The following is a 26358-nucleotide window of genomic DNA, read 5'->3' on the forward strand; positions in this document are numbered from 1 at the left end:
GAGGGGTTTAAATGGATTTACGACTATCAGATGAACAAAAAATGGTGCAAAAAACAATACGCAAGTTCGTGGAAAATGAATTGATTCCATTGGAAAATGAAGTGCTTCGCAATGAAATGGCAGGAAAACCTAGTTTACCAGAGGGGACATTGAGAGATTTACAGGAAAAAGCAAAAAAAGCCGGGTTTTGGGGCATCAATACCCCGGAGGAATATGGCGGGGCAGACCTAGGTCAGCTCATGATGGCAATTGTCTTGATGGAAGTGTCAAAAACGTTTGTACCATTCAGCTTTGGAGGTTCGGCTGATAACATCCTTTATTATGCAAATGAAGAACAGAAACAGAAATATCTGATTCCTACTATTAATGGTGAGAAAAAGTCCTGTTTTGCCATGACGGAGCCGGGGGCCGGGTCCGATACGAGAAATATTAAAATGACTGCAGTAAAAGAAGGGAATGAATGGGTGCTTAACGGTGAAAAAACATTCATTACTGGAGGAAATGATGCCGATTTCGTCATGGTCATTGCCGTAACTGACAAAGAACGTCATCAAGCGACCGGAACGGAAGGGGTAACTTGTTTCATTGTAGACCGTGATATGGGCTGGAGATCAGAATATATCAATACGATGGGAGAATGGGGACCGGCCGGTTTAGTTTTTGATAATGTCAGGGTACCCGAAGAAAACATCTTGGGGGAAGTGCATGGCGGTTATAAACTAGGCTTGGAATGGATTGGGTTCGCAAGATGGATCGTGGGCGCACGTGCTGTCGGTTCTGCAGAAAGATTGCTGCAAATGGCTATAGAATACGCTAAAGAACGAGTAACTTTCGGTAAACCGATCGCGGAGCGCCAGGCCATTCAATGGCAGATAGCTGATTCGGCCGTAGAAATTGAAGCTGCTAGATGGCTTGTATTGAATGCGGCTTTTACACTTGATAATGGAGAAGACAACCGCCATTTAGCTTCAATGGCTAAACTTTATGGAGCCAATATGGGGAATCGTGTCGTTGATCGTGTATTGCAGATTCACGGTGGCATGGGCTATACGAAGGAGCTTCCCATCGAACGCTGGTACCGCGAAGCCAGGCTTTGGAGGATTTATGATGGTACGGATGAAATACAGCGTATGATCATTTCCCGAAATTTGATTAAGGGACATGTTAAAGTAGGGCAATTTTTATAATAGATTAGGAGGAGACGATTATGACAGGGAGATTTTCGGGGAAAACAGCTTTAGTTACAGGTGGAAGCAGGGGGATTGGCCGGGCAATCGTCGAACTGTTTGCCAGTGAAGGCGCAAACGTAGCGATTATCGATATCAACGAAGAGGTTTTGACAGCAACAGGAAATGAATTAAGGGACAAGGGTTATACCATTTTTACCAAAGTGGCCAACGTGGTCAATCCAGAAGAGGTGGAAGCATCGATAAAAGAAATAGCCGACACATTCGGATCCCTTGATATTCTCGTGAATAATGCTGGGGTCATCCGGGATAATTTACTTTTTAAAATGACCGATTCTGATTGGCAGACGGTAATGGATGTGCATTTAAAAGGTACTTTCAATGCAGTACGTGCCGCCCAGAAGCATATGGTTGCAAATAAGTACGGAAGAATCATCAATATATCATCCACTTCGGCCCTTGGGAACCGCGGGCAGGCTAATTATTCAGCTGCAAAAGCTGGGCTTCAGGGGTTAACAAAAACACTGGCGATTGAACTTGGCAAATATGGGATAACGGCTAATTCGGTCGCACCAGGCTTTATCGAAACCGAAATGACGAAAGAAACAGCTAGGCGGGTGGGAGTGAGTTTTGAACAATTCATCCAGGATAGGGCAAACAGTATTCCAGTTGCCAGAAGCGGTTTGCCAAGTGATATTGCTCATGCTGTTGCATTCTTTGCCGATGAGGCATCCTCATTCATTAGCGGGCAGGTTTTATATGTTGCGGGCGGTCCAAAAAATTAAGAGAAAAGGCGGGATGTTATGTTCAACGAAAGTATTGGAAAACGATCCAACCCCGTTAAAAATATAGTTGAACGGGGAGCCGTTAAAAAATTCGCATTATCGATTGGTGATCCCCACCCGATTTTCATTGATGAAGAAACAGGCAGGCAATCAAGGTACGGTACGAATATCGCTCCACCAACTTTCCCAAGGGTCTTTGATTTTGGGACGATTGAAAGCTTAAATCTCCCGAATAAAGGCTTGATTCACGGTGAGCAGGTTTATCGCTATAACAGGCCGCTTAAGGTAGGGGAAGAAATCACCTGTTATACGGAAGTGAAAGACTATTATGAGAAAAAAGGGAAACAAGGGGAAATGGGATTTCTAGCGTTTAAAAATTATGGGACGGATGTAAATGGGGAAATTGTCTTCACTGCTGAACAGCTTGTCATTTTAAATGAAACGATCAGAAGGATGGTGATGAGTAAGTGACGACATTAACCGAACTTCATATTGGTGAATCGTTACATTCCATCGAGCTTGCACCAGTAACACGACTGGACCTCATTAAATATGCCGGCGCATCAGGTGATTTCAATCCCATCCATACCATTGATGAGGAAGCAAAAAATGCTGGTCTTCCAGGTATCATCGCACATGGAATGTGGACGATGGGAAACCTCGCAAAGCTATTCAGTAATCTTTATGAAATTGGATTTATCGAAGAATACAAGATTCGTTTCAAGGGGATGGTTTTTTTGAATGATGTCATAACTCTTCAAGCGGATCTAAAAGAAAAAAATGGGGATAGATATTTTTTCAACGTAGCGGCCACTAACCAGTCAGGTAGGGAAGCGATCAGTGGAGAGGTTATTTTTAAGACTTTCTGAGGTAAAGTAGTGATGAAAATTATTTCATCACTACTTTTTTTAGGAGCGAAATTCGACAATTTTAAAGGAGTTTCGAAAATTATCCAGAATTGTACTTAAAAAGAATTCTTTTTGCGGCGGTGAGGTGAATAGTAATGAATCAAGTGAAACAGGATTCTCAGCTTAATTTGCTCAAAGAGTGGACCTTTCCTGCACTAGTCGTGGATTCTGCAAATCGGATTAAGGATTGGGGAAACTATTTTAATCAATTGTTAAGCCAGGATGGTAATCATACATTAACCGAACAATTCGATGAGTGGCAATTTCTCGATAATAAAAGGCTTGCAGCTGCAAGGCTGCATGATAAACGGTATTTATTTTTATTAATGAAACAAGTGGATGCTGACAATATTCTTTATATAGGCAGGGAAACGGAATTTTTGGATGATTTACTGATTGATGCTCATGAGACGGATAAATTGAATCGCGCACTGGATGCAATAATCGAAAATTCCTATGATGGAATATACATCACCGATCAAGATGGAATCACGCTTTATACCAATTCGGCAATTGAACGGATCACAGGCATACCAAAAGAGTACTATATCGGCAAATCTGTGGACCAATTGATTAAACGCGGCATACTGAATGCGTCGGTGACTCATAAGGTAGTGAAGCTGAGACGAACGGTATCAGTCGTACAGGATAATTTTGCGGGAAAGGAAACATTGATAACAGGGAGTCCCGTTTTTAATGCAGAAGGGGAAATAGAGCAAGTCGTTACGAATATAAGGGATTTATCTGATTTAAATGAACTGATGCATGAGTTGACGAAAGCTAATGAACTGAATCATCAATATAAGCAGGAAATTGAGAAACTGCGGAAGATAACGAGCAAAGATGGAGTCGTATTCGTCAGTGATAAAATGAAAATGATTTATGAGATAGCAGAAAGAATATCGGATATTGATGCGACAGTACTCATACTGGGAGAAACGGGTGTTGGAAAGGATGTCCTTGCCCGCAATATCTATAATCGGAGCATCCGGTCTAAAAAAGGAGACTTCATCAAAATAAATTGCGGGGCAATTCCCGCTGATTTATTGGAATCCGAGCTCTTTGGATATGAAGGAGGGGCATTTACCGGGGCCAATCAAAAAGGAAAACCAGGGATGTTTGAGCTTGCAGAGAGTGGTATCCTATTCCTTGATGAAGTCGGTGAGCTTCCCCTGCAACTTCAGGTGAAGCTGCTCCGGGCCCTTCAGGAAAGGGAGATTCAAAGAATCGGAGGTACAAAACCAAAGAAAATCGATGTTCGCATAATAGCAGCCACGAACCGAAATCTTTCGGAAATGGTCAAAACAGGTGATTTTCGTGAAGACCTCTTTTATAGGTTGAATGTCATTCCGATTACGATTCCTCCTCTAAGGGAAAGAAGAGAGGATATCTTGGCATTGACTGACTTGTTTTTAACAAAAGCAAACGAACAATATAAATTCTCAAAAGAAATAGATTCGCGGTTGAAGGAATATTTTTATCAACATGATTGGCCAGGAAATGTCCGTGAATTGATTAATATTGTGGAAAGGCTCGTCGTGCTGACGGATAATCGAATATTATCGATTAACGACCTTCCGGAAGAATATCAGCCGGAAAATCGGAATCAACCGAACCTCAATGCTACCTTAACTTTAAAAGAAGCGGTGGAAAGAGCCGAAAAGGAAATTTTGACGAAAGCGGCTCAAACCTACCAAACTACATATGAAATAGCAGAAGCCCTGGAATCCAGTCAGGCAACAATCGTGAGGAAACTTAAAAAATATCGATTAAAGGTCAGTGGAAAAGAATAGATGAGTTTGAACTGTACCTCCCAATGTTAGAAAAATGGGAGGTGCAGTTTTTTTGACTGATTATACGAGAGGCGAAAATTCAATAAAAAAATATAAATTGAATGTGAACCAAAGACGAAAAGATAAAATAGAACGGAGCAGCGGTGTCCAACCTAGATTCACCAGATGTAAACATCTTTGGCTAGAGGACGGTCTTACTGAGAAACCAGTCTGCTAGATCAACAAATTTATTAAAGTTCCGATGAATAGGAGGAAAAGCCGATTTTTACAGGGGAGGAAGAAAATGAGAAGTTACAGAATTGATTTATCAACACTGATTTTCGCTCGAACCTTCAGAATGTCAGAGACAAACAGGGAATTTATCAATAAGATATCTGATTAAATCCTATTCAATATATTGATTTAAATGGGTTTATTAAAGCTTTAAAACTTGGTAAGCCATTGAAAATCATGTATATTGTTTTTATACACATACAAGGGTAGTGGATCATTTTAATTGGAAAATATATATAAAGAACCAGCTACACAGTTCAGCCTAATTATTTTTCAAGTAAATCACTAGAAGGGAGATATAGATTTTGGACTCACTCCAGTTAATTGAATATGACATAGCCCTGCTTGTACGTCTAACAACATCCCCCAGTAGACAAATAGGCAACCTAGATCGATCCGAGTTTTTATTGCTAAGTGAATTGGATAAGCATGGGCCACTAGGCATTAATGAATTGTCAGACCAATTGAGACTGAATGTGTCTACCGCAAGTCGCCAGGTTGCCGCTATGGAGTCAAAGGAATTCATTCGCCGTTATCCAGATCCGAAAAACGGACGAATCAGCTTAATTGTCATGACGAAAGAAGGGCAAGAAATATTACATAATGCTCAGAAGTCTCGTCAAGAAAGATTATCCGATATTCTTAAAGACTGGTCAGAGGAAGATTTAAACGTTCTTCAGAGGAATTTAACACGTTTGAATCAGGATATTAAGAACTGGAAACAAAGATAATCCGAATTTTGATAAGCAGAACCAGTAATGTTTATTACATATTTTAATGAACCTTTTCATGAAAAAGCCTAATTCAAATGTTCTTATTTGAATTAGGCTTTTTCATTTTTACGTGTTATAGGTTTTGTTTGGATAATATTTTTATTGCTATATTTTATATATGTTGTATAATACAAATTGTAAATAGCAAGTTTGGGTATGTTGCATGTTTAACTGCTCAATATGAATGGATGGTGAAGACCTTTTTCTTTTAAAAATATTAAGGAATGGAATTTGACATTCAAAATTAGCTTAGAAAGAAAGGGGGAATTATATGAATTCACAAAATAATGTATTGAGTGGCGAGATGAAGAAACCCCTCTTGCCGGAATATGTGCTCATGTCTCTATTAACGTTATTTTCATTTGGGCCTCAGTACTTTACAAGTCTTTCCTACATCTTGAATCAAATGGTTATTCAAAATGGACTTAACTTAAGTACACACGTTATGTTACTTCCATCCATTTGCTCAAATTTGGCTTTTTCGTTAGGTCTCCCATTTGGACGTATCCTTCCCATGAAATATGGAATAAGAAAAATTTATCTTACTTTCATTTTCATATTCCTTGGGGGAACGATCATCAATATTCTATGCTGGGGGATCATTCCGCTCACCATTGGCAGATCACTCCAAGGTTTAGGGGCAGGTGTATTGTTTCTGACAATCCTACCGCTTAGTTTAAGGTCTTACCCAAACAAGGTGCGGAATCTGTTTATATTGTTTGCGATAGGTGGTTTATTTGGTTGCAGCGCGGTAGGTGCATTTGTTGGATCCTTATCTTTAAGTATTTCAGAGTGGCGATGGATATTCTTGTTAAATATTCTCTCATCCCTCATTTGCCTTGTAATAGGGTTCAGGATATTACCCAAAACGAAGCCAGAGTTAAACTCAGGAACGACAAAACATAACATGAAAGGAATTTTCTTATTCACTTTATTAATATTGGACTTGATTTTCCCGCTGTATAACTTACAAGAACACGGCTTTACATCAAATCAGGTTTGGCCATTTTTTGTGATTGCTCTTCTATTGGCGTTATTGTTCATAGCGGTTGATTTTAATGCTGTTGATCCCTTTATTCCAATCCGATCATTGTGGTCAGCAAAAACAGTTTCAGGAACAATTATGGCTTTAACTGCTCATATTGCTCTTATCGTCGCGATTGCAGGAGCTAATGGGTTTTTGAGTAACATTCTTGATCCTCCATTCATATACCTTACGTATTTTTATTTGTGGTTTTTTGTTGGCTTTTTGGCGTCTGGCATCATCTGTACTTTGCTGTATGACAAATGGGGTGCAGGCAGGCTGGGAATGGTAGGATCCATCATCATCATAATGATCAGCATTCAATGGAGATCAATGGGAACCGAGGTTTCTTTAACGGCAATAAATGTTCAAATGGCTTGTATAGGCGTAGGCGTAAGCATGGTGCTATTATCAGGGGCATTGGGAACAGCACTAGCAGGTGACATTCACAAGGCAGTACTACGGTCATCATCCCTGCATTCAATGAGAAATTTATTTGGTTCAATTGCTGGACCAGTACTAGGATGGTTCGCTTATCGAATGCATGAGATTCACTATGAAGATGTTCGAGGGGAAATATCTCTATTGAATCCCGAAACTAACTCAGAGATGGCCGGATTGGTCCGCAATTATATCAATAATGGACATACACTTACAGAGGCAAAAAGCATGGCTTATTATTCAATGGTTGAGAATAGTCAAAAAGGTGCGCTTCTAGGGGCTTACCATGATTTATTTACCATTCTCCTGATATTAGGCATAATCATGTTGTTAGCTTCCATCGGAAAGGCTGTAACGGGCAAAGGAAGGTCGCTAGTGCAGAAAGAGCAGCACATTTTACTTCCAGCACCATTGGAAAAAACGAATAAAAAGGGGAAATACGTATGAGTAAAGGTCGTTTAATAATTGCCAATATTTTAGGTATTCTTGTTGTAATTGCTTTGCTAGCAGGCGGTGCCTACTTTTATTATCAAAATGAGAACTTTGTTAAAACCGATGATGCGAAGGTATCTGCAGACATGGTTCAAATTGTAGCACCAGCTTCTGGTATGCTCAAAGATTGGAATATTAAAGAGGGTAAAGCTGTTACAAAAGGAAAGGCAATAGGAACAATTGATGAAGAAGGTCAAGCCGTTTCCATAAAGTCTACCATGGAGGGAACGATTATTAAAAATGGAGCGGGAAATGACCAGCTAGTACAAGGTGGCCAAGTGCTAGCTCAAGCTGCAGACCTCAAGCATTTATACATTACAGCTAACATCAAGGAAACAGATTTAAAGGATATTGAAAAAGGCGATTCAGTGGATATAAACGTAGATGGCGATACCGACGTAACTTTCGAAGGAAAAGTTGAAGAAATCGGCTATGCTACTAAATCTGTATTTTCGTCTTTACCAGAGTCGAATACGGGCAATTTCACAAAGGTCACTCAAAAAGTTTCTGTTAAAATCTCAATTATGAATCCATCTGCCAAAGTACTTCCTGGTATGAATGCTAAAATCAAAATCTCGTTGTAGACGAAAATTCGCATGAATTCATCCAAGAGGAGTGGAAACTTTTATGAAAATCTATGTAGTCTATGATAGTGAAGGTGAACATACAAAGGCACTGGCATATTCAATAGTAGAAGGTGCTCAAGAAGTGCATGGTGCAGAAGTGCATATAGATCATGTGGATCAGGCAGATGTATATAAGCTATCAGAAATGGATGCGATTGTATGGGGATGTCCTGGACATTTCGGGACGATTAGCTCTGGATTGAAAGCTTGGATAGATAAATTAGGGTTCTTATGGGCAGAAGGTAAGCTGATAAACAAAATGGGTGCTGTATTTTGTACGACTGCTACCGTCCATGGAGGATTAGAAGCAACGATGCTTAACCTCATTACTCCCATGCTTCACCAAGGGATGATTATCGTCGGCTTACCTGGTAATGTTCCAGAAAATGCTTTATATGGATCTTATTACGGGGTAGGGGTGTCCTGTCCTGTTGATAGTACAGATTTGCTTCCTAAGCAAGCCCAAGAGTTAGGAAGAGCTTTAGGAAAACGTGTAGCGGAAGTCACACAAACTCTAGCACATGTACAGTAAGGGGTTGGTCAGATGGTGACCATTATTGCTTGCATAGGATTGGCTATGGCTGTTATTGGGGGATTGTTCAAGATTAATTTCTGGTCAACTTCAAAAGAAGAGATGGCACGTGAAACGGTTATAAACGAAACTGGTAAGGAAGCCATCCATTCACCTGACAAATCTGAATTGGTTCCAGAGGTTCCAGAGGAGACTCTAACTGCTTCCGTTGGGCAGGTTAAGCACATGAACGATCAGGCCTACCGCCAAGTCCTTCAATGTTTCCAGGATACGACGCAGGAAGATTTAAACATCAAGGGATTGGCTATGAAGGATGAAGAATATAGAAAAGCGTTAAAAACCATGAATCGTAAGCGTGAAAATGAAAAAAACGGAGAAGTGTAGAAAAAATCCTAAGGATGAACTAACTCTAAAAAGTGAGGTAACATTAAATCGTGAGTTAAGTACAACTGCAAGGTAACGGTTCTTAGACATTATGAATGCGTGACCCATTCGATCGGTAAGAGATTTGAGGATTAACAATAATTTACTAGCTGATCTCCGTGGTAAAAGCAAATAAGGAAATCTTGACGAAAGCGGCTTAAACCTACCAAATTACCATGAAATTGGAGAAGCGCTTGATTCCTCATGCAACAATTGTGAAGAAACTTAAAAAATATCGAGGTCGTGGAAATAATAGGTAAGTATGAGCAGCACCTCCAATTTTGGATATTATCCAAAATTGGAGGTGCTGTCTTTTTGACTGATATTTCTAATTATATTTACGCGTTTTTGGGGATGACGGGTTTTATTACCTTAGGAAATTATTGGTTCTTAGGTTGCATTTTTTTACAATATTACCTGCCTGCTAATATGTGAAATGATGGAAGTTATAAACGGGATTTTTTGGTTCCTTTCCATTTTAATTTTTTTTGATTCAGAAATGATTTTTTCAGTCAATAGTGAATGAAGGACATCCCGTATGGAACCGATACTTTTGAGATTTTACAATTCAATAATGAATTCACAGACTGGTTAATAGCCTTATTGAAGGTGATTTAATGTTTGGCACGGCACTTGCATTATTATCTGGATATTAATCTGGATCTGGAAATTAATCTGGAAATTATTCTGCGGAATGATTCTCCTATGGAAGGTGCGAGGTGAAAGGGGTGAAAAAACCAGACGGCCACCATGTATAAACCGTCATTAAACAGAAAATGGAATCATTGGCTTTCCCTAAATACAGCTTGTCTGCACGATCGTTACGCCCGAAAAAAAATGAAAGCGCTAACAACGGATGCCTAATATTTCTATAGGCGGAGAATAAAGGGAATTAAAGCTTATTCCATTCCCGAGATGTTGATGCTATGGGAGAGTATGTGAAAATGTTTTTAATACAGATGTGTGCTTTTAAAATATGGACAGGATTGTGAGCCAGGAACAGCAGAGTGAAATTCATTAATTTTCAAGGAGGAAATAAATGGAAATTTTGATCCAGCAGCTTTTTAATGGCTTGACGATTGGCAGCGTATATAGTCTTGTTGCACTGGGATTGACGCTAGTATATGGAATTTTGCATATTCCGAACTTTGCACACGGTGCCCTATATATGTTGGGAGGATATATCACGTTGTCAATGATGACATTATATGGGGTCAATTACTGGATGGCCATGTTCGTATCCATTATTGTTGTTGGTTTGTTGGGAGTCCTTTTGGAACGTTTCGTGTTCCGCCTGTTAAGGGAGGCACCTCCGTTGCACGATAAGATTGCAGCCATCGGCATTCTCCTTTTTCTTGAAGCTTTTGCCCAATTTGTTTGGGGTGCCGACTTCCATACTATGACTTCTCCATATGGTCAAGTCGTCAATATCCTGGGACTGACGTTCACACTTCAGCGATTATTGATCATCGTGTCAGCTATCGCAGTGATGGTTTTACTTTACCTTTTCCTAAAGAAAACTTATGCCGGTTCGACGATAATTGCAATGTCCCAAAGCCGTGAAGGGGCGTCATTAGTGGGAATCAACATTAATAAAGTCGCGATGCTTACCTTCATGATATCGGGGGGATTAGCAGCCATCGCTTCATCCCTTGCATCACCGATTAATCTTGTTTTTCCCGGCATGGGGCATTTAGTCATCCTAAAAGCCTTCGTCATAATCATATTGGGTGGGATGGGCAGCATCCCGGGGGCGATCGTAGGTGGATATATCCTAGGTTTCAGTGAGAGCCTTGGTGCAACTTATATTTCAAATGATTATAAAGACATCATTGCATTCATACTTTTAGTCATCATATTAACGGTGAAACCAACAGGTCTTTTTGCAAAGGGGGAGAGGTAGTGTGAGGATATTAACGAAAAGAAATGGGATTATCGCTCTTATCATCTTTGCTTTTTCATTCCCCTATATCGCGCAAAACGATTATTATCTCCATATACTGACACTTTCGTTCATCTGGGCGATAGCTGTTTATGGAATCAATTTATTATCAGGCTATACTGGGTATCTCTCGCTTGCACATGCTGGATTTTTTGCGATTGGAGCATATTCTCTTGGCCTGCTCACAGTAAAAGCGGGAATGAACTTTTGGCTGGCACTAATATGTGCATGTTTAATCACATGTGCCATTGGGTTTTTAATCGGTTTGATTGCGCTAAGGACAAAGGAACACTTTTTCGCGATTTATACCCTATGTGTGGGTTACATCATATATCTGGTGATCGATAAATGGGAGGGACTTACAGAGGGGGTTAGGGGATTGATCGGGATCCCTGCTCCCGGGAATATAGGGCCTATCACATTCGATACGGCAGCATCCCAATATTATCTCGTTCTCATTTTCCTGCTTGCAGTGATTTTAATCGTGTATCGAATTATACGCTCGTTGACCGGCAGAACGTATATGGCCATCAGGAACAGCGAGGACCTAGCACAAACGATTGGTATATCCACAATGAAGAATAAGTTAACCGCATTTGTCCTATCCACATTCTTCGCAGGTTTGGCAGGTGCCTTGTATGCTTCATTCATTCGTTTCATTGGACCTGATATCGGATCAACTGCCATCATGTTCGATTTATTGATGTATTTATTGGTTGGTGGAATCGGCACACTTTCAGGTCCATTGGTAGGAACATTATTATTAGTAATCCTGTCGCAGAATCTGCAATTCCTTCAAGAATATCGAATGTTGATATTCGGACCATTACTTACGGTGATCATTATCTTTTATCCGCGCGGAATCGCAGGGGCCTTCTTTGATTGGCAAAGAAAGCGAAAAGATAATGCGCTGTCCGGGGTTAGGGGCGAATTGCACATAAAAGCTGAGGAGGGATGAATTTGCTAATCGAAACTAAGAATTTGACAAAGCGTTTCGGAGGATTGGCGGCCGTCAATAATGTGGATTTTTCAATTGAAAAAGGTAGAATCAATGCAATAATCGGGCCAAATGGTGCAGGGAAATCCACTTTTTTTAACTTGATCAGTGGCTTTCATCGACCGACTTCCGGGACGGTCCTTTTTAAAGGGATTGATATCACCAAACTTCCTGCCAATGAAATAGCGGGGCTCGGAATTTCAAGAACCTTTCAAACGACAAGCCTTTTCGATCAATCGACCGTGTTGGATAATGTCATTGTCGGTCATAGACTTCGAACAAAATCCAATTTGGCGGATGCCATTCTAAGAACAAAACGTTTAAAACGGGAGGAAGCGGCTTGCAGGGATAAGGCTATGGAGGTGCTTGATATTGTCGGATTAACGGAATCGGCTGACAGAATGGTCTCGAACATCTCACAGGAGGAAAAGAAACGGACAGCCATTGCCCTAGCCCTAGCGACAGAACCGGAAATCATCTTTCTTGATGAACCTGCTGCGGGAATCAACCCGGATGAAACGGAAGGCTTGACAGAACTGATTAAAAAATTGAATCGATCGGGACTGACCGTTTGTTTAATCGAGCACAAAATGCATATGATCATGAACTTGGCAGACCACATCATGGTCCTTAATTACGGAGAAAAAATTGCCGAGGGCACACCTAAGGAAATCCGCGGAAATGAAGCGGTCATTAAAGCCTATTTGGGAGGGAGTGCCAGTGCTTAAGTTAACAGATGTCGCCGTGAATTATGGAAGTTTCACTGCGATAAACCATGTGAATATCGAAGTTGCCGAGGGAGAAATCGTTGTTTTGCTAGGAGCTAATGGGGCAGGAAAAAGCACGACTTTTCGTTCCATAAGCGGAATCAGTAAGCTTTCCATGGGGGAAATCCATTTTCAAGGCATGCCGATAGGGGGCCGTGCCCCGGATAAGAATGTTCGGGAGGGGATCGTTCAGTGTGCCGAAGGACGTAAACTGTTTTCACAGATGACCGTTCAGGAAAATCTGCGGATGGGTGCCTATGTGCATCGAAAGAAAAAAGCGGAGATTAAGGATTCCTTGGAATACGTCTATCACTTATTCCCGATTTTAAAAGAAAAGCATCATGATGAAGCGGGAAGCCTGAGCGGCGGCCAACAGCAAATGCTCGCAATTGGAAGGGCTTTGATGTCGAAACCTAAATTGTTGATGCTTGATGAGCCTTCGGTGGGACTCGCTCCACTCATTGTCGAACAAATGTTTCAAGTCATTGAAGAAATAAACCGCGAAGGAATCACGGTTCTGCTTGCTGAACAAAACGCGAATGCTGCCCTAAGCATTGCAGATAAAGGATATGTTTTTGAAAATGGGGAAATTGTCGTTCAAGGGACAGCAAGTGAGTTATTAGCCAATGATGAAGTAAGGAAAGCGTATATTGGGGCCTGAATAAATTGAATGGGGGATTTTTATGAAAAAACTGAAAGTATTATTTGTCTTTCTCCTGCTAACCATCACTGTTTTGACCGGGTGCAATAAAGGGGACCCTGTGTCCAGCAGTGGCAGTAAAGGAAAAAATGACAATGTCGTAAACATCGGTTTTAGCGGTCCTTTAAGCGGGGCAGCAGCGTTATATGGGAAAAGGACATTGAATGGTGTCGAAATGGCCGTCAATGAAATTAATGATGCTGGTGGTTTTGAAGTAGATGGTAAGAAATACACGTTGAACTTAGTATCGTTGGACGATAAATACTTACCTAATGAAACAGGGTCGAATGCTAAACGTTTAATTCAGGAATATGATACGCCGATCATATTCACGCCTCACAGCGGAGGCGTGCTGGCACTTCAGGTTTTTAATGAACAAGAGGAATTCATCATTGGTGCATATACGAGTGAACCGGCAGTGACCGAGAGCGGAAATTCATTAACTGTTCGAATCCCACCGAATTACGAGGGGTATATCGAGCCTTTTACAACATATGCGATGGAACATTTCGGCAAGAAAATTGCCGCTTTGCCAACATCTTCGCAATACGGTAAAGACTGGACGGAAGCCGTGCTCCCACATTGGAAAAAGCAAGGCGGAAAAGTCGTTTATAATTCTTCGATTGATTTCGCCAAAGAAACCGATTTCTTTACGATTGTCACAAATGCCTTGAAAAAAGATCCTGATGTGCTATTCATCGGTGGAGCTTCGGAACCTACGGCAAAAGTAGCGAAGCAAGCTCGGGAGCTGGGATTTAAAGGCGGTTTCATCATCATGGATCAAGCAAAGCTGGATCAAATGAAGCCGATTGCAGGTTCATATGAAACATTGGAAGGCTCGATTGGCGTTCTGCCATTGATGGACTCAGATGAAGAAGCAGTGCCTGCATTCGTCGAGAAATATCAAAAGAATTATAAGGAAGATCCAAGCTCCGAAGTAGGATTGAATTATATCGCGATGTATGCGTTTGTGGAAGCGATGAAATCTGCAGGCAGCGTTGATGATGCCAAGGCCATCCGTAAACATATGCAAGACGGGCTTTCAAATATTGGGCCAGATCAAAAAATATACGATATTCCCTCGATAGATGAAAATGGAGGATTTGCATCCACTATTGTCGTTGGTGCAGTAGAAAACGGGAAAGTGGTCCCGATCCGTTAACTGGGTAAAGGAGTGCAGGTGTCCCGGGTCTGGAGTAGTATACTAGTTTAGCATTTTGCAAAATTGCGTGTATCGTCCTAATATGGTGACGGTACACGTTTTTTTTATTGAAAAAATTTACACTAAAAATAGTAGGCTCCTTTGGGTAAAATACCGCACTCTGCAAGGGATAGGTACAATATTTATAGGCAGGCCGCCAGCATCGGGGTTTTGAAGAACGGAGATTGCCGGTTAACAAATTTTACAAATATATCTTGTCTCTGAGTAATGAAAACGCTATCATTGAATATAATATGAAATATAATTTCATTATTTTATATTAAAAAATGAAATTATATTTAAGTGATTGTTTATAGGAGGATTTAATAGTCTATGGAAGAACATTTGCGTTCATTAACGACTGAATTACGGAACGAAAAGACGATGAATATCGACAGTGTTACTACAATGGACATCATTTCTGCAATCAATAAAGAAGATTTTAAAGTGGCAGCAGCAGTTCAGGAGGTATTGCCAGAGATTGAAACGGCAGTTGCATGGGCTTGCGAATCGTTAAAAAAAGGAGGGAGACTCATATACATCGGAGCGGGAACGAGCGGAAGGCTCGGAGTGCTGGATGCTGTGGAATGTCCCCCGACTTTCAGCACTCCGCCTGATAGTGTGCTGGGAATAATCGCAGGAGGGGAAAAGGCATTTGTTCGGGCTGTTGAAGGTGCAGAGGATAAAGAAGAGTTTGGGGAAAGTGACCTGATTGACGTGGCGCTTACAGCAAATGATACGGTTATTGGCATTGCGGCAAGCGGGCGCACTCCTTATGTGAAGGGTGCTTTGCGTTATGCAAGAAAGGTCGGGGCTAAAGCGGTCGCTTTATCATGCAATAATAACGCGAGCATCACGAAAGAAGCTGATATAGGGATTGAAGTGGTGGTCGGGCCGGAAGTGTTAACAGGATCCACGAGAATGAAAGCGGCAACCGCACATAAAATGGTACTCAATATGATTTCAACGGCAACAATGATCCGATTGGGCAAAGTCTATGAAAATCTGATGGTCGATGTAAATGTCAGTAATCAAAAACTGAAGGATCGTGCAGTAAACATCATAGAAACAGTAACGAATGCTGATTATGATCAAGCTTTGAATACGCTTGAAAAGGCAAATAATCAAGTTAAGCCAGCGATTGTCATGATAAAAACGGCAACAGATTATGAAAAAGCTATGGAGCTACTGGAAAAAGCGGATGGAGATGTCAGAAAAGCCATCTCGATCTATGAAGATTAGGAGGGAAGCAATGGCTACAGGAGGATTATCCATCATACAGACGATGTTGAGCAAGCTGCCGCAATCCGAACAAAAACTAGCGGAATATATTCTGCAGAATCCTCATGAAGTTGTGAACAGCACTGTACAGGAATTAAGTACCTCTGCCCAAACAAGCGGGGCTGCTGTTATTAGGTTGTGTAAATCGCTTGGAATAAAAGGATTTCAAGATCTGAAAATAAGGATTGCTGGAGATTTGATGAAGAGGGTTGAACAGGGCTACCGGGATATCGAGCCTTCCGAATCACTGTACCGGATTGTGGAGAAAACAACGAGTAATTCGATTCAGACCATCCGGGACACATCTGAAATAATTGATCATGATAATCTAAAACATGCCATGACGCTGATGCTGAATGCAAAAACCGTCCACTTTTGCGGTGTGGGTGCTTCGAATATAGTTGCTGCGGATGCTCAGCAAAAATTACTTCGCATCAATAAAGGAGCAACGGCTTTTACAGATATGCATCTAGTTGCAACCCTGATTGCAAATGCTGATGAGAATGACATCGTTTTTGCCATTTCATTCTCTGGGGAAACACCTGAAGTTGTCAATATATTGAAGCTGGCAAAGGAACGTGGGGTCAAGACAATCGGGCTGACCCATTATGGCCAAACAACGGTATCTTCTTTATGTGATGCCACATTGTTTACATCCTATTCGAATGAAGCACCATTTCGAAGTGCAGCAACATCCTCACGATTGGCGCAATTATATATGATTGACATTTTGTTTTTGGGGATGGCTTCAGAGCAGTATGAAGAAACTGTCCAATATATTGATAACACAAGGTCTGCCATTAAATCGATGACAGATCGATATAAATGATTAATCCGAGATTTGAAAAAGGGGGCTTATGAATGGGTAAGGGGGATAAGTACGCCAGTTTAGCAGAAGAGTTATTGGGGAAATTAGGTGGGGCATCTAATGTTGCCGATGCTGCACATTGTATGACGAGACTGAGGGTATTGCCAATCGATCGTTCGAAAGTAAAAATGGAAGATATAAAAAATACGGAAGGCGTTTTTGGCGTCATTGAAGAGGAAACGATACAAATCGTTCTCGGGCCAGGCGTGGTGAACAAGGTTCATACAGAATTTGAAAAGCTTCTGGGGGAAGCTTCTGGAGATTTGAACTTAAAAGAAGTGGCCTCGAAGAATAAATCAGAGATTGATAGGAAAAACGCAAAACCGTTTAGACTTTTTTTACGCAGGATTGCAAGTATTTTCATCCCTTTAATTCCCGCCTTAGTGGCATCAGGTTTGATTACCGGTATTACAAAGGCAATCGTTCAAGCGGGCTGGCTCGCAGCAGAATCACAATTAGCCATCATTTTAACCGTTATCGGATCCGGTCTGTTTGCCTACTTGGGGATTTTGGTTGGGACCAATGCTGCAAAAGAATACGGCGGATCACCTGCACTTGGTGCCCTTGCTGGTATCTTGGTCATAAATCCGGCCGTCGGCGACATTTCATTGTTCGGTGAAAATTTGCTCCCTGGCCGCGGTGGGTTGATCGGAGTACTCTTTGCAGCTATTTTCATAGCCTTGGTGGAAAAACAGGTCAGGAAATTCATTCCTCAATCACTGGATATCATTTTGACGCCAACCATCGCTTTACTCATTACCGGGATTGTCACTTACATTGTATTTATGCCGGTAGGAGGGTTTTTATCGGATGCCATTACGAATGGGTTATTGAATGTATTGGATTTCGGCGGTGTTGTAGCTGGATTCGTGCTTGGGGCGGCCTTCCTCCCTCTCGTCATTACTGGTTTACATCAAGGTTTAACGCCAGTCCATCTAGAATTGATAAATTCGATTGGTGATGATCCACTGCTTCCCATTTTGGCGATGGGTGGCGCGGGCCAAGTGGGAGCGGCATTTGCCATCTATATGAAAACGAAGAAAGCAAGTTTGAAGAGGGCTATCGGAGGAGGCCTTCCTTCAGGAATGCTAGGTATTGGTGAACCCCTTATATTTGGAGTGACCCTGCCATTGGGCCGGCCCTTCTTAACTGCATGTTTAGGTGCAGGAGTAGGCGGAGCATTCCAAGCTCAATTCGGGATCGCCACGTCTTCCATCGGTGTGTCCGGACTGCCGCTTACCTTTCTAGTTCATCCAAACCAAATCGCCCTGTTCCTTGCTGGGTTGTTCATTTCCTATATAGCAGGGTTTATTTTTACGTATCTGTTCGGATTTAAAGATGAAATGGCGGTTGAATTTAAGTGATCGGAATTTCTTTTTATCTACAGGACCCGCTTGCAGTAACACAAATTATACATGCTGCTAATCTGGGAGTGAAGAGAGCATTTACCTCGCTCCATATTCCTGAAGAAAAGGGGGACCTCGTGAAGAGGATGATCAGGCTTTTAAAGCTTGCAGAGGACTATGGAATGGAAATCCATGCAGATGTCTCATTAAATACACTTGATCATTTGGGGATTAACAAATTTACGGATTTATGGCCATTAGGTATTAAAGGGATTCGCCTTGATGATGGGTTCGATAAAGAAACGGTCATATCTTTATCTAAGGTGTTTTCACTCTCACTAAATGCAAGTACGTTGAATGAAGATGAACTTTTAGCCGTGCTTGGGGGCGGAGTGGAACCGGAAAGTCTGATAGCTTGGCACAACTTTTATCCAAGGCCTGAAACGGGCCTTGAAGAAGAGTTCTTTCATGAACAAAATAGAATGTTCAAGAAATACGGCATACCGATCTTTGCTTTCATCCCGGGTGCAGGAAGTAAACGCGGTCCTCTTCATGAGGGTCTTCCAACGCTTGAAAAACACAGGTTGATGAATCCTTACGCCGCCGGAATTGAGCTAATCCAGCATGTGGAAGGAGTTTACGTTGGAGATCAGGGAACGGAGGGTAATTTGCTTGAGAATCTAACTGCATATAAAAACCTGAACATTCTAACTATTAGAATGGAATCCCGACTTTTGCAAAGCGGTCAGTATAAATTGAGGCCAGATGTTTCTCAAGATGTTTTCCGGCTGCAGAATACCCGGGTCACCGCAAATGTTGAGCCGAGTAATACAGCTGCACGAAGCCTTGGATCCATAACGATGGACAATGATGCTTTTGGAAGGTATCGGGGAGAGGTTCAGATTTGCAAAAGAGAGCTAGGGGCAGACCACCGAGTCAACATTATAGGAAGAGTTATAGAAGAAGATATTCCCTTGCTGTCCCTTCTAAAGCCTGGTCAAACAATAAAACTTATAATTGAGTAAACAATTGGGCTCAAAGAATCCAGGGATAAATGGATACTTTTCATGAAGGCTTTTCAAAGAGGCGGCTGCTGGGATTCCCGATGCTGCCTTGATTTCTTTATAGGATCTATATAGTTCATTTCCATTCATTTTTACCCCTTCACGGCAGTGTTTTGGAATTGTTGCTAACAGAACTAAAAAGAATACAAGGGAGGAAGCCTGAATGATAAAAAGGATATGTGCCCCAGCTGGAATCGCATTATGTTTGGTTTTGTCCATTATGGGAGGGAATGCGACGGCAAAGGGATACGAGAATGAAAAAACGGTTTCAGATATACAGGAAATCGTAGAAAACATGACAATCGATGAAAAAGTCGGTCAAATGCTCATGCCGGATTTTCGTAATTGGCAAAAACAAGGAGAAACAAAGGCGACCGGGTTTATTGAAATGAACTCGGAAGTTGCAAGCATCATCGAAAAATATCATCTGGGCGGTGTGATTCTGTTTGCTGAGAATGTAGTCGATACCGAACAAACGGTTCGGCTCACCGATGGTTTACAGATGGCAAGCCCGGACCTTCCGCTGTTCATAACGATTGATCAGGAAGGAGGAATCGTAACTCGCCTTCAAACTGGAACGAACCTTCCTGGTAATATGGCACTTGGTGCAGCCAGACAAGAGAGTTACGCATATCAATCCGGAGAAATTATTGGCAAGGAACTGTCGTCACTTGGCATAAATGTCAATTTCGGACCGTCTGTCGATGTCAATAATAATCCCGGAAATCCTGTTATTGGCGTTCGATCCTTCAGTTCCGATCCGGAACTTGTATCAAAGCTTGGCATTCAGATGATAAAAGGATTGCAAAATCAGAACATGATAGCGACGACCAAGCATTTCCCTGGCCATGGAGATACAGCAGTCGACAGTCATTATGGTCTTCCCCTTGTTTCTCATGATAAAGAGCGTTTGCGCTCCATCGAGCTGCTTCCTTTCCAAAGAGCCATCGATGCTGGAGTTGATATGATGATGACTGCACATGTTCAATTTCCTGCATTCGATGACACTACCTATATCAGTAAAAAAGACGGTCAAGAAATTATGGTTCCTGCAACGCTATCACAAAAGGTCATCACGGGTCTATTACGTGAAGAAATGGGATTTGACGGTGTTGTGGTTACAGATGCTTTGAATATGAAAGCCATCGCGGACAACTTCGGACAGGAAGAAGCTATGGTCCTTGCCCTGAAATCTGGTGTTGATATTGCTTTGATGCCGGCACAGGTTAATTCGCTTCAAATGGAAAAGAATCTAACCTCTGTATTCAATGCAGTGAAGGTAGCAGTGGCAAGCGGGGAAATTCCTCTAAATCAAGTCAATCAATCTGTAACGAGGATACTTGAACTAAAAGTGAAAAGAGGGATATTAAACCCGGAAGATACTCCGATAGATAAAAAAATCGAAACCGCGCTTCAAGTGGTCGGTAACGAAGATCATTTGAAAAAAGAAAGGGAAATGGCGGAAGATGCCATCACTCTATTGAAAAATGAACACAAAACATTGCCTTTCAAACCTAAGAAAAATGATAAAGTTTTAATTCTTGCTCCTTTTGATGACCAAGTTGAATCCATGTCCAGGAGCATCAGCGAATTAGCTAATAAAAAGAAAATAAAGAAAGTCCAAATAACGGGTATGAGTTTTTCAGGAAAGTCATTTACAGATCAAGTGGCCAGACTCATTGATGAATCGGATTTTGTCATAACTGGTTCCTATATTGTCAAAAACGATCCGGCTGTCAATGATGGAGTGATAGATGACAGCATTCAAGATTCGTCGAAGTGGGCAACAGCCTTCCCTAGAGCGGTCATGAATCATGCCAAGAAAAAAGACAAAGAATTTGTTTTAATGAGTTTAAGAAACCCTTATGATGTTGCAAACTTTGAAGAAGCGAAGGCGATTCTTGCTGTTTACGGGTTTAAAGGGTATTCGAATGGGCGTTATAGACAGCCGAATATCCCGGCAGGCATCTCGACCATTTTTGGAGAATCAAGACCAAAAGGCACGTTGCCGGTCGATATACCTTCAGTAACTAGGCCCTCTGAAAGCCTTTATAAATATGGATATGGATTAGATATTAAATCTGGAAGACCCATTAAAAAATAAGGAGAGAAGCAATTTGAAAAGAATGATAATCCTATTTGCCATTTGCATGCTTTGTTTCGGTATCGTTTCCTCAAAAAGTGTAACTGCTGTTAAAGAGAAGAAAAAACAAAAGGTCAGTCCTGGTATTGAAGTTCTTTTAAAAGAAGAAAAGAACGTTTTAAGCGGAAAGAAAGTCGGCTTGATTACGAATCCAACTGGCATCGACTCTAAATTAACCAGCATCGTCGATCTCCTTCATGATGATCCGGATATTCATTTAACGGCTTTATTTGGTCCTGAACATGGAGTGCGTGGAGATGCGCAAGCTGGTGCAAGCGTTGAATATTATATTGATGAAAAAACAGGATTGCCCGTTTATAGTTTATATGGTAAAACGAAAAAACCGACACCTGAAATGTTAAAGGATGTTGAGGTCCTTGTTTTTGATATCCAGGATGTCGGAACACGCTATTACACTTATATCTACACGATGGCTTATGCAATGGAAGCAGCCAAAGAAAATGATATCCCCTTTATCGTGCTGGACCGGCCGAACCCACAAGGCGGAGAGTCGGTAGATGGGCCGGTCCTTGAACCTGAATTCTCATCGTTTGTTGGGTTGTATCCACTCCCGCTTAAGCATGGGATGACGGTTGGGGAACTCGCGACTTTGTTCAATAAGGAATTTAAAATTGGAGCAGATCTCAAGGTCATCAAGATGAAAGGCTGGAAGCGAGATATGGATTATGACGATACTGGTCTCCCTTTTGTCTTGCCGTCACCGAATATGCCGACAGTTTCCACTACTTTCGTATATCCGGCTACAGGCTTGATCGAGGGAACGAATGTCTCGGAAGGCAGAGGAACGACCAAACCATTCGAGTTGATAGGTGCTCCTTATATAAACGGTGATGAGCTTGCTGGGAAATTAAATGCATTAAGGTTACCCGGTGTAAAATTTAGGGCAGCGTCCTTTACACCTACATTTTCAAAACATGCAGGTAAACTTAGCCACGGAGTGGAAATTTATATAACGGATAGAGAACAGTTCAAGGCTGTCCCTACTGGACTTCACATCATCAAGACCATTCAGGATCTATATCCCGGTGATTTCGAATTCCTTGCAGCCAACAATTTCAATTTATTGATTGGCAATGGATGGATAATGTCTAGAATTAAAGAAGGTTCAACAGTAAATGAAATCTTGAAAGAATATCAAGTAAAGCAGGATGCCTTTAAAAAGGTTCGCAAAAATTACTTGCTCTATAAATAAGTGAAAAAAGAAAAGTCCGGGTTGGACTTTTCTTTTTTATGGGCTTTCGAAGGAGGAGTAAATCGCTAAGACTTTATTCCTGAATATAGTCAAATTTATAAATGAAATGAAGTTCTAAAATGGAAGGAACCGTTGTCTAATAGAATATGGGGTTTGCCCTAAATCAGAAATTGTCAGGAGGAAAGCGGAATGAAAAAATATCTTCAAAAAATAGGGCGTTCCTTGATGCTGCCAGTAGCCGTATTGCCGGCAGCCGCCATTTTAATGGGGATCGGTTACTGGATAGATCCAGCAGGATGGGGAGCGGGAAGTCCGTTAGCAGCTTTCTTAATCAAAGCAGGTTCTTCGATCATTGACAATATGGCTATCTTGTTTGCCGTTGGAGTGGCGTTGGGGATGTCGAAAGGAAAAGATGGAGCTGCCGCTTTGAGCGGGCTGGTAGCCTATCTAGTCGTAACGACATTGCTTTCCACGGACTCGGTGGCGATGCTGCAAGGAATCGATGTAAAAGATGTAAATCCAGCGTTTCTGAAAATAGAAAATGCATTTGTCGGAATCCTCTCGGGTCTTATAGCGGCAACTATGTTTAATCGGTTCAGTAAGGTAGAACTGCCGGATGCATTCGCTTTCTTTAGCGGTAAACGCCTTGTTCCGATCCTTACTGCGGTTGCCATGTTACTGGTTTCCCTAATATTATTCTTCGTATGGCCACTCATCTACTCCTGGTTAGTTATATTTGGGGAAGGAATAAGTGAATTAGGTGCCGCTGGAGCAGGACTCTATGGGTTCTTCAATCGGCTTTTGATACCAACTGGTTTACATCATGCGTTAAACTCCGTATTCTGGTTCGATGTAATCGGTCTTAACGATATCGGTAAATTCTGGGCTGGAACGGGAATAAAAGGAACCACAGGCATGTATCAAGCCGGCTTCTTTCCCGTCATGATGTTCGGTTTACCGGCAGCTGCTCTTGCCATGTACCATTCGGCAAAATCACGGAAGAAAAAACAAGTGGCCTCATTAATGCTCGCAGCCGGCTTCGCTTCATTTTTCACAGGCGTTACTGAACCTTTGGAATTTGCATTCATGTTTGTTGCACCAGCCCTATTCGTTGTGCATGCCTTATTAACAGGAATATCGTTGGCTATTGCTGCGACTTTCCAATGGACAGCAGGGTTCGGTTTTAGTGCAGGATTCATTGACTTTGTTTTAAGCTCAAGATTGCCAATGGCAAATGAACCTTATATGCTGCTTCTTCAAGGACTGGCTTTTGCAGTCATCTACTATTTCTTATTCCGATTCTTGATAACTAGGTTCAATTTAATGACTCCCGGCAGAGAAGATGATACAGAAGATGAGCTTGATGGCGGAGGAGCGATTGCGGAAGCAGACAGCGGTCAAGGCGGGAATAATGAGAGTAAATTCTTTGGAATGGCTTCCGCTATATATGAGGGATTAGGCGGAGACGCTAACGTAACATCTGTAGATAATTGTGTTACCCGATTAAGGGTGGAAGTGGAAAATATGGGAGCTGTCGATCAGAATAAAATCAAATCAGCAGGGGTTGCCGGAATCAATATTGTGGGTCCCCAAAGCATTCAAGTCATCGTAGGGACACAGGTGCATTTCATAGCTGATGAAATAGAAAAGATCAGGCGGCAATAGATTTGGTAAAACTGCAGTTTGCCTTTTAATAAAAAAATCTACGATCAGAATAATAATTTCTGATCGTAGAGATTATTATGGTAAAGTACTGATTTTTAAAGCGCGAAAGATGTACTTAATAAACTTGCTCTTAAAATAGAATAAAACGAATCAATGTTCTATAATATATTAGGGTATTGAATGAAGGATTTGCCATGAAGCATAGAGAAATAGTAAAGGAGCTCGTCCGCCAATCATTGATACATCGGTGATGAAGGCTGTATACATACATAACAACCTAAAAACACGATTGTATAGGGTATTAAGATACTGAGCAAGCGATATCTTATGAATTTTTTCTGCCTTTTAATATAAGGGAGGTTCCGGTCATGTATAAACAAAAAACCAATGAGACGGACAGTAGTGTCATTGAGTTCATCGAAAACGTCGATAATCCGAAAAAACGTGAAGATGCCTACGAATTGTTGAATGTTTTTACCGAAACGACAGGTTATGAGGCAAAGATGTGGGGACCTAGCATAATTGGGTTCGGAACCTATCATTATAAATATGAATCCGGTCACGAAGGCGATGCCCCACTGGTAGGATTTTCACCTCGAAAAGCAAAAATCAGTTTATACTTTGCTCCAGGGGACAAAAAAAGAGAAGAATTGTTACAGGTATTTGGAAAACACACTGCCGGAAAAGCGTGTGTGTACATCAATAAAGTGGCAGATATCAATATTAATGTATTGAAAGAATTGATTAATCAATCTGTCAAGTTTTTGAGAGATACATACCCGGACAATGAAATATAATAAAATGTTTGTTTAAGAGGAATAAGAAAGCGAGTGGGATTGAAAATGAGAAAAATTAAAGTGGGCATAGTTGGGTACGGATTGTCAGGAGCTACTTTCCACGCGCCATTACTTAGTGTTTTAGAGCAGTTTCAAATAGTGAAAGTTGTGAGCTCCAATAAGGAAAAAGTCCAAAAAGATTTGAAAGATGTGGAAGTGGTAGGCAGCTTAGAGGAAATTCTTGAAGACCCGTCCATTGATTTGGCTGTTATTACGACACCGAGTGGTTTGCATTATGAAATGGCCAAGCAAAGCTTGTTAGCCGGGAAGCATGTCATTCTCGAAAAGCCGATGGTTGTGGAAGCTTGGGAGGCGGAGGAGCTCCTCAAGATTGCCGAGGAAAAGAATCTTGTTTTAAGTGTCTATCATAACCGGAGATGGGATAATGACTTTTTGACTGTGAAAAAACTTATAGATGATGGAGTGCTTGGGGAAATCAATACATACCAAGTCCATTATGATCGATACCGGCCTGTGGTTAGGGATAGATGGAGGGAAAAACCGGGCCCGGGATCAGGCATGCTTTATGATCTAGGATCACATCTCATCGATCAAGCTCTTCATTTGTTTGGATTGCCGCAATTCGTTTCGGCAGATGTATTTTCCCAAAAAGAAAATGCAGAAACGGATGATTATTTCCATGTGATATTAGGATATGAAAAGCTGAGGGTTATCTTGCATTCAGGCTCAATCGTTCCGTATAATGGACCGCGGTATCAGGTGCATGGAAGTAAAGGATCATTTATCAAATACGGTCTTGATTGCCAAGAGGCTGACTTAAGTGAGGGGAAAAAACCAGTCGATGACTCTTGGGGTGCAGATGATCCCGAATTCTATGGTAAGCTGGTTACGGTTGAAGGAGAAAATGAGATACATGAAACCATTGAAACACTGCATGGTTCTTATTTAACGTATTACCAGGCAGTTGCCGATAGTATATTGAGCGGGAAAAAAGCTCCAGTCACTGCCCAAGAGGGGTTAGCGGTCATTAAAATCATTGATGCGGCTTTTGAAAGCAGTAACGGAAAGAAAGCCATTTATATTAAATGAAATTAATTTCCCTTTATAACAATATGAA

General features: G+C 41.4%; 24 protein-coding genes. All 24 read left to right on the forward strand.

Annotated features, from left to right (window positions below; translation table 11 throughout):
• Window positions 1-11 precede the first annotated feature (11 nt).
• The 24 genes from AC0VX1_RS11595 (at window position 12) to AC0VX1_RS11710 (ending at window position 26330) form a co-directional block, all read left to right on the forward strand.
• Window positions 12-1187, forward strand: a complete 1176-nt coding sequence (locus tag AC0VX1_RS11595) for an acyl-CoA dehydrogenase family protein (protein WP_475471319.1) — start codon at window positions 12-14, stop codon at window positions 1185-1187.
• A 20-nt stretch (window positions 1188-1207) separates the two neighbouring features.
• Entirely contained in the window at window positions 1208-1972 is a 765-nt protein-coding gene (locus AC0VX1_RS11600) for an SDR family oxidoreductase (protein WP_057277805.1), read from the forward strand.
• Window positions 1973-1990: 18 nt separating this feature from the next.
• Window positions 1991-2443, forward strand: a complete 453-nt coding sequence (locus AC0VX1_RS11605) for a MaoC family dehydratase N-terminal domain-containing protein (protein ID WP_095678347.1) — start codon at window positions 1991-1993, stop codon at window positions 2441-2443.
• Complete coding sequence (locus AC0VX1_RS11610; RefSeq protein ID WP_475471321.1) at window positions 2440-2841, forward strand: MaoC/PaaZ C-terminal domain-containing protein; 402 nt, start codon at window positions 2440-2442, stop codon at window positions 2839-2841. Before AC0VX1_RS11605 ends, AC0VX1_RS11610 begins: the two co-directional genes overlap by 4 nt.
• Window positions 2842-2975: 134 nt before the next feature.
• A complete protein-coding gene (locus AC0VX1_RS11615) occupies window positions 2976-4673 on the forward strand; it encodes a sigma-54 interaction domain-containing protein (protein WP_413021041.1) in 1698 nt (565 codons plus the stop codon).
• Between the two features lie 578 nt (window positions 4674-5251).
• The gene (locus AC0VX1_RS11620; protein WP_053534838.1) at window positions 5252-5677 is read left to right on the forward strand and encodes a MarR family winged helix-turn-helix transcriptional regulator; all 426 of its coding nucleotides are present in this window, start codon (window positions 5252-5254) and stop codon (window positions 5675-5677) included.
• Window positions 5678-5990: 313 nt separating this feature from the next.
• The gene (locus AC0VX1_RS11625; protein ID WP_475471324.1) at window positions 5991-7631 is read left to right on the forward strand and encodes an MFS transporter; all 1641 of its coding nucleotides are present in this window, start codon (window positions 5991-5993) and stop codon (window positions 7629-7631) included.
• The gene (locus tag AC0VX1_RS11630; protein ID WP_413021044.1) at window positions 7628-8260 is read left to right on the forward strand and encodes an efflux RND transporter periplasmic adaptor subunit; all 633 of its coding nucleotides are present in this window, start codon (window positions 7628-7630) and stop codon (window positions 8258-8260) included. Before AC0VX1_RS11625 ends, AC0VX1_RS11630 begins: the two co-directional genes overlap by 4 nt.
• Before the next feature lie 43 nt (window positions 8261-8303).
• Window positions 8304-8834: an NAD(P)H-dependent oxidoreductase gene (locus AC0VX1_RS11635; protein ID WP_475471326.1), complete on the forward strand. Its 531-nt coding sequence runs from the start codon at window positions 8304-8306 to the stop codon at window positions 8832-8834.
• A 12-nt stretch (window positions 8835-8846) separates the two neighbouring features.
• Window positions 8847-9218, forward strand: coding sequence for a hypothetical protein (locus tag AC0VX1_RS11640; RefSeq protein ID WP_413021046.1), 372 nt, complete (start codon window positions 8847-8849; stop codon window positions 9216-9218).
• Window positions 9219-10296: 1078 nt separating this feature from the next.
• Window positions 10297-11160: a branched-chain amino acid ABC transporter permease gene (locus tag AC0VX1_RS11645; protein WP_034312368.1), complete on the forward strand. Its 864-nt coding sequence runs from the start codon at window positions 10297-10299 to the stop codon at window positions 11158-11160.
• A gap of 28 nt (window positions 11161-11188) precedes the next feature.
• Window positions 11189-12157, forward strand: coding sequence for a branched-chain amino acid ABC transporter permease (locus AC0VX1_RS11650; RefSeq protein ID WP_475471757.1), 969 nt, complete (start codon window positions 11189-11191; stop codon window positions 12155-12157).
• Window positions 12154-12924 carry an ABC transporter ATP-binding protein gene (locus AC0VX1_RS11655; RefSeq protein WP_413021049.1) on the forward strand — a complete coding sequence of 257 codons (771 nt, stop codon included), beginning with the start codon at window positions 12154-12156 and terminating at the stop codon, window positions 12922-12924. Before AC0VX1_RS11650 ends, AC0VX1_RS11655 begins: the two co-directional genes overlap by 4 nt.
• The gene (locus tag AC0VX1_RS11660) at window positions 12917-13624 is read left to right on the forward strand and encodes an ABC transporter ATP-binding protein (RefSeq protein ID WP_413021051.1); all 708 of its coding nucleotides are present in this window, start codon (window positions 12917-12919) and stop codon (window positions 13622-13624) included. Before AC0VX1_RS11655 ends, AC0VX1_RS11660 begins: the two co-directional genes overlap by 8 nt.
• 22 nt (window positions 13625-13646) lie before the next feature.
• Window positions 13647-14825, forward strand: coding sequence for an ABC transporter substrate-binding protein (locus AC0VX1_RS11665; RefSeq protein ID WP_413021052.1), 1179 nt, complete (start codon window positions 13647-13649; stop codon window positions 14823-14825).
• A gap of 372 nt (window positions 14826-15197) precedes the next feature.
• The gene (gene murQ, locus AC0VX1_RS11670; protein WP_475471329.1) at window positions 15198-16106 is read left to right on the forward strand and encodes an N-acetylmuramic acid 6-phosphate etherase; all 909 of its coding nucleotides are present in this window, start codon (window positions 15198-15200) and stop codon (window positions 16104-16106) included.
• Between the two features lie 10 nt (window positions 16107-16116).
• Window positions 16117-16974, forward strand: coding sequence for a MurR/RpiR family transcriptional regulator (locus AC0VX1_RS11675; RefSeq protein WP_413021054.1), 858 nt, complete (start codon window positions 16117-16119; stop codon window positions 16972-16974).
• Window positions 16975-17006: 32 nt separating this feature from the next.
• Window positions 17007-18377: a PTS transporter subunit EIIC gene (locus tag AC0VX1_RS11680; protein ID WP_057277790.1), complete on the forward strand. Its 1371-nt coding sequence runs from the start codon at window positions 17007-17009 to the stop codon at window positions 18375-18377.
• Complete coding sequence (locus AC0VX1_RS11685) at window positions 18374-19384, forward strand: MupG family TIM beta-alpha barrel fold protein (RefSeq protein ID WP_475471330.1); 1011 nt, start codon at window positions 18374-18376, stop codon at window positions 19382-19384. Before AC0VX1_RS11680 ends, AC0VX1_RS11685 begins: the two co-directional genes overlap by 4 nt.
• A gap of 202 nt (window positions 19385-19586) precedes the next feature.
• Window positions 19587-21527 carry a glycoside hydrolase family 3 protein gene (locus AC0VX1_RS11690; protein ID WP_475471332.1) on the forward strand — a complete coding sequence of 647 codons (1941 nt, stop codon included), beginning with the start codon at window positions 19587-19589 and terminating at the stop codon, window positions 21525-21527.
• Window positions 21528-21573: 46 nt separating this feature from the next.
• Window positions 21574-22779 carry an exo-beta-N-acetylmuramidase NamZ family protein gene (locus AC0VX1_RS11695; protein ID WP_475471759.1) on the forward strand — a complete coding sequence of 402 codons (1206 nt, stop codon included), beginning with the start codon at window positions 21574-21576 and terminating at the stop codon, window positions 22777-22779.
• A gap of 189 nt (window positions 22780-22968) precedes the next feature.
• Entirely contained in the window at window positions 22969-24444 is a 1476-nt protein-coding gene (gene nagE / locus AC0VX1_RS11700; protein ID WP_475471334.1) for an N-acetylglucosamine-specific PTS transporter subunit IIBC, read from the forward strand.
• A gap of 368 nt (window positions 24445-24812) precedes the next feature.
• Window positions 24813-25241, forward strand: coding sequence for a DUF1801 domain-containing protein (locus tag AC0VX1_RS11705; protein ID WP_413021059.1), 429 nt, complete (start codon window positions 24813-24815; stop codon window positions 25239-25241).
• A 45-nt stretch (window positions 25242-25286) separates the two neighbouring features.
• Window positions 25287-26330: an oxidoreductase gene (locus tag AC0VX1_RS11710; RefSeq protein ID WP_413021060.1), complete on the forward strand. Its 1044-nt coding sequence runs from the start codon at window positions 25287-25289 to the stop codon at window positions 26328-26330.
• The last annotated feature ends 28 nt before the right edge of the window (window positions 26331-26358 follow it).

It is taken from the genome of Peribacillus sp. QJM3NY_7, from assembly GCF_056173225.1.

Coding starts and splice junctions, on each gene's coding strand:
- AC0VX1_RS11595 (WP_475471319.1), top strand. CDS start 12: ATGGATTTACGACTATCAGATGAACAAAAAATGGTGCAAAAAACAATA.
- AC0VX1_RS11600 (WP_057277805.1), top strand. CDS start 1,208: ATGACAGGGAGATTTTCGGGGAAAACAGCTTTAGTTACAGGTGGAAGC.
- AC0VX1_RS11605 (WP_095678347.1), top strand. CDS start 1,991: ATGTTCAACGAAAGTATTGGAAAACGATCCAACCCCGTTAAAAATATA.
- AC0VX1_RS11615 (WP_413021041.1), top strand. CDS start 2,976: ATGAATCAAGTGAAACAGGATTCTCAGCTTAATTTGCTCAAAGAGTGG.
- AC0VX1_RS11625 (WP_475471324.1), top strand. CDS start 5,991: ATGAATTCACAAAATAATGTATTGAGTGGCGAGATGAAGAAACCCCTC.
- AC0VX1_RS11630 (WP_413021044.1), top strand. CDS start 7,628: ATGAGTAAAGGTCGTTTAATAATTGCCAATATTTTAGGTATTCTTGTT.
- AC0VX1_RS11635 (WP_475471326.1), top strand. CDS start 8,304: ATGAAAATCTATGTAGTCTATGATAGTGAAGGTGAACATACAAAGGCA.
- AC0VX1_RS11640 (WP_413021046.1), top strand. CDS start 8,847: ATGGTGACCATTATTGCTTGCATAGGATTGGCTATGGCTGTTATTGGG.
- AC0VX1_RS11645 (WP_034312368.1), top strand. CDS start 10,297: ATGGAAATTTTGATCCAGCAGCTTTTTAATGGCTTGACGATTGGCAGC.
- AC0VX1_RS11655 (WP_413021049.1), top strand. CDS start 12,154: ATGAATTTGCTAATCGAAACTAAGAATTTGACAAAGCGTTTCGGAGGA.
- AC0VX1_RS11665 (WP_413021052.1), top strand. CDS start 13,647: ATGAAAAAACTGAAAGTATTATTTGTCTTTCTCCTGCTAACCATCACT.
- murQ (WP_475471329.1), top strand. CDS start 15,198: ATGGAAGAACATTTGCGTTCATTAACGACTGAATTACGGAACGAAAAG.
- AC0VX1_RS11675 (WP_413021054.1), top strand. CDS start 16,117: ATGGCTACAGGAGGATTATCCATCATACAGACGATGTTGAGCAAGCTG.
- AC0VX1_RS11680 (WP_057277790.1), top strand. CDS start 17,007: ATGGGTAAGGGGGATAAGTACGCCAGTTTAGCAGAAGAGTTATTGGGG.
- AC0VX1_RS11690 (WP_475471332.1), top strand. CDS start 19,587: ATGATAAAAAGGATATGTGCCCCAGCTGGAATCGCATTATGTTTGGTT.
- AC0VX1_RS11695 (WP_475471759.1), top strand. CDS start 21,574: ATGCTTTGTTTCGGTATCGTTTCCTCAAAAAGTGTAACTGCTGTTAAA.
- nagE (WP_475471334.1), top strand. CDS start 22,969: ATGAAAAAATATCTTCAAAAAATAGGGCGTTCCTTGATGCTGCCAGTA.
- AC0VX1_RS11705 (WP_413021059.1), top strand. CDS start 24,813: ATGTATAAACAAAAAACCAATGAGACGGACAGTAGTGTCATTGAGTTC.
- AC0VX1_RS11710 (WP_413021060.1), top strand. CDS start 25,287: ATGAGAAAAATTAAAGTGGGCATAGTTGGGTACGGATTGTCAGGAGCT.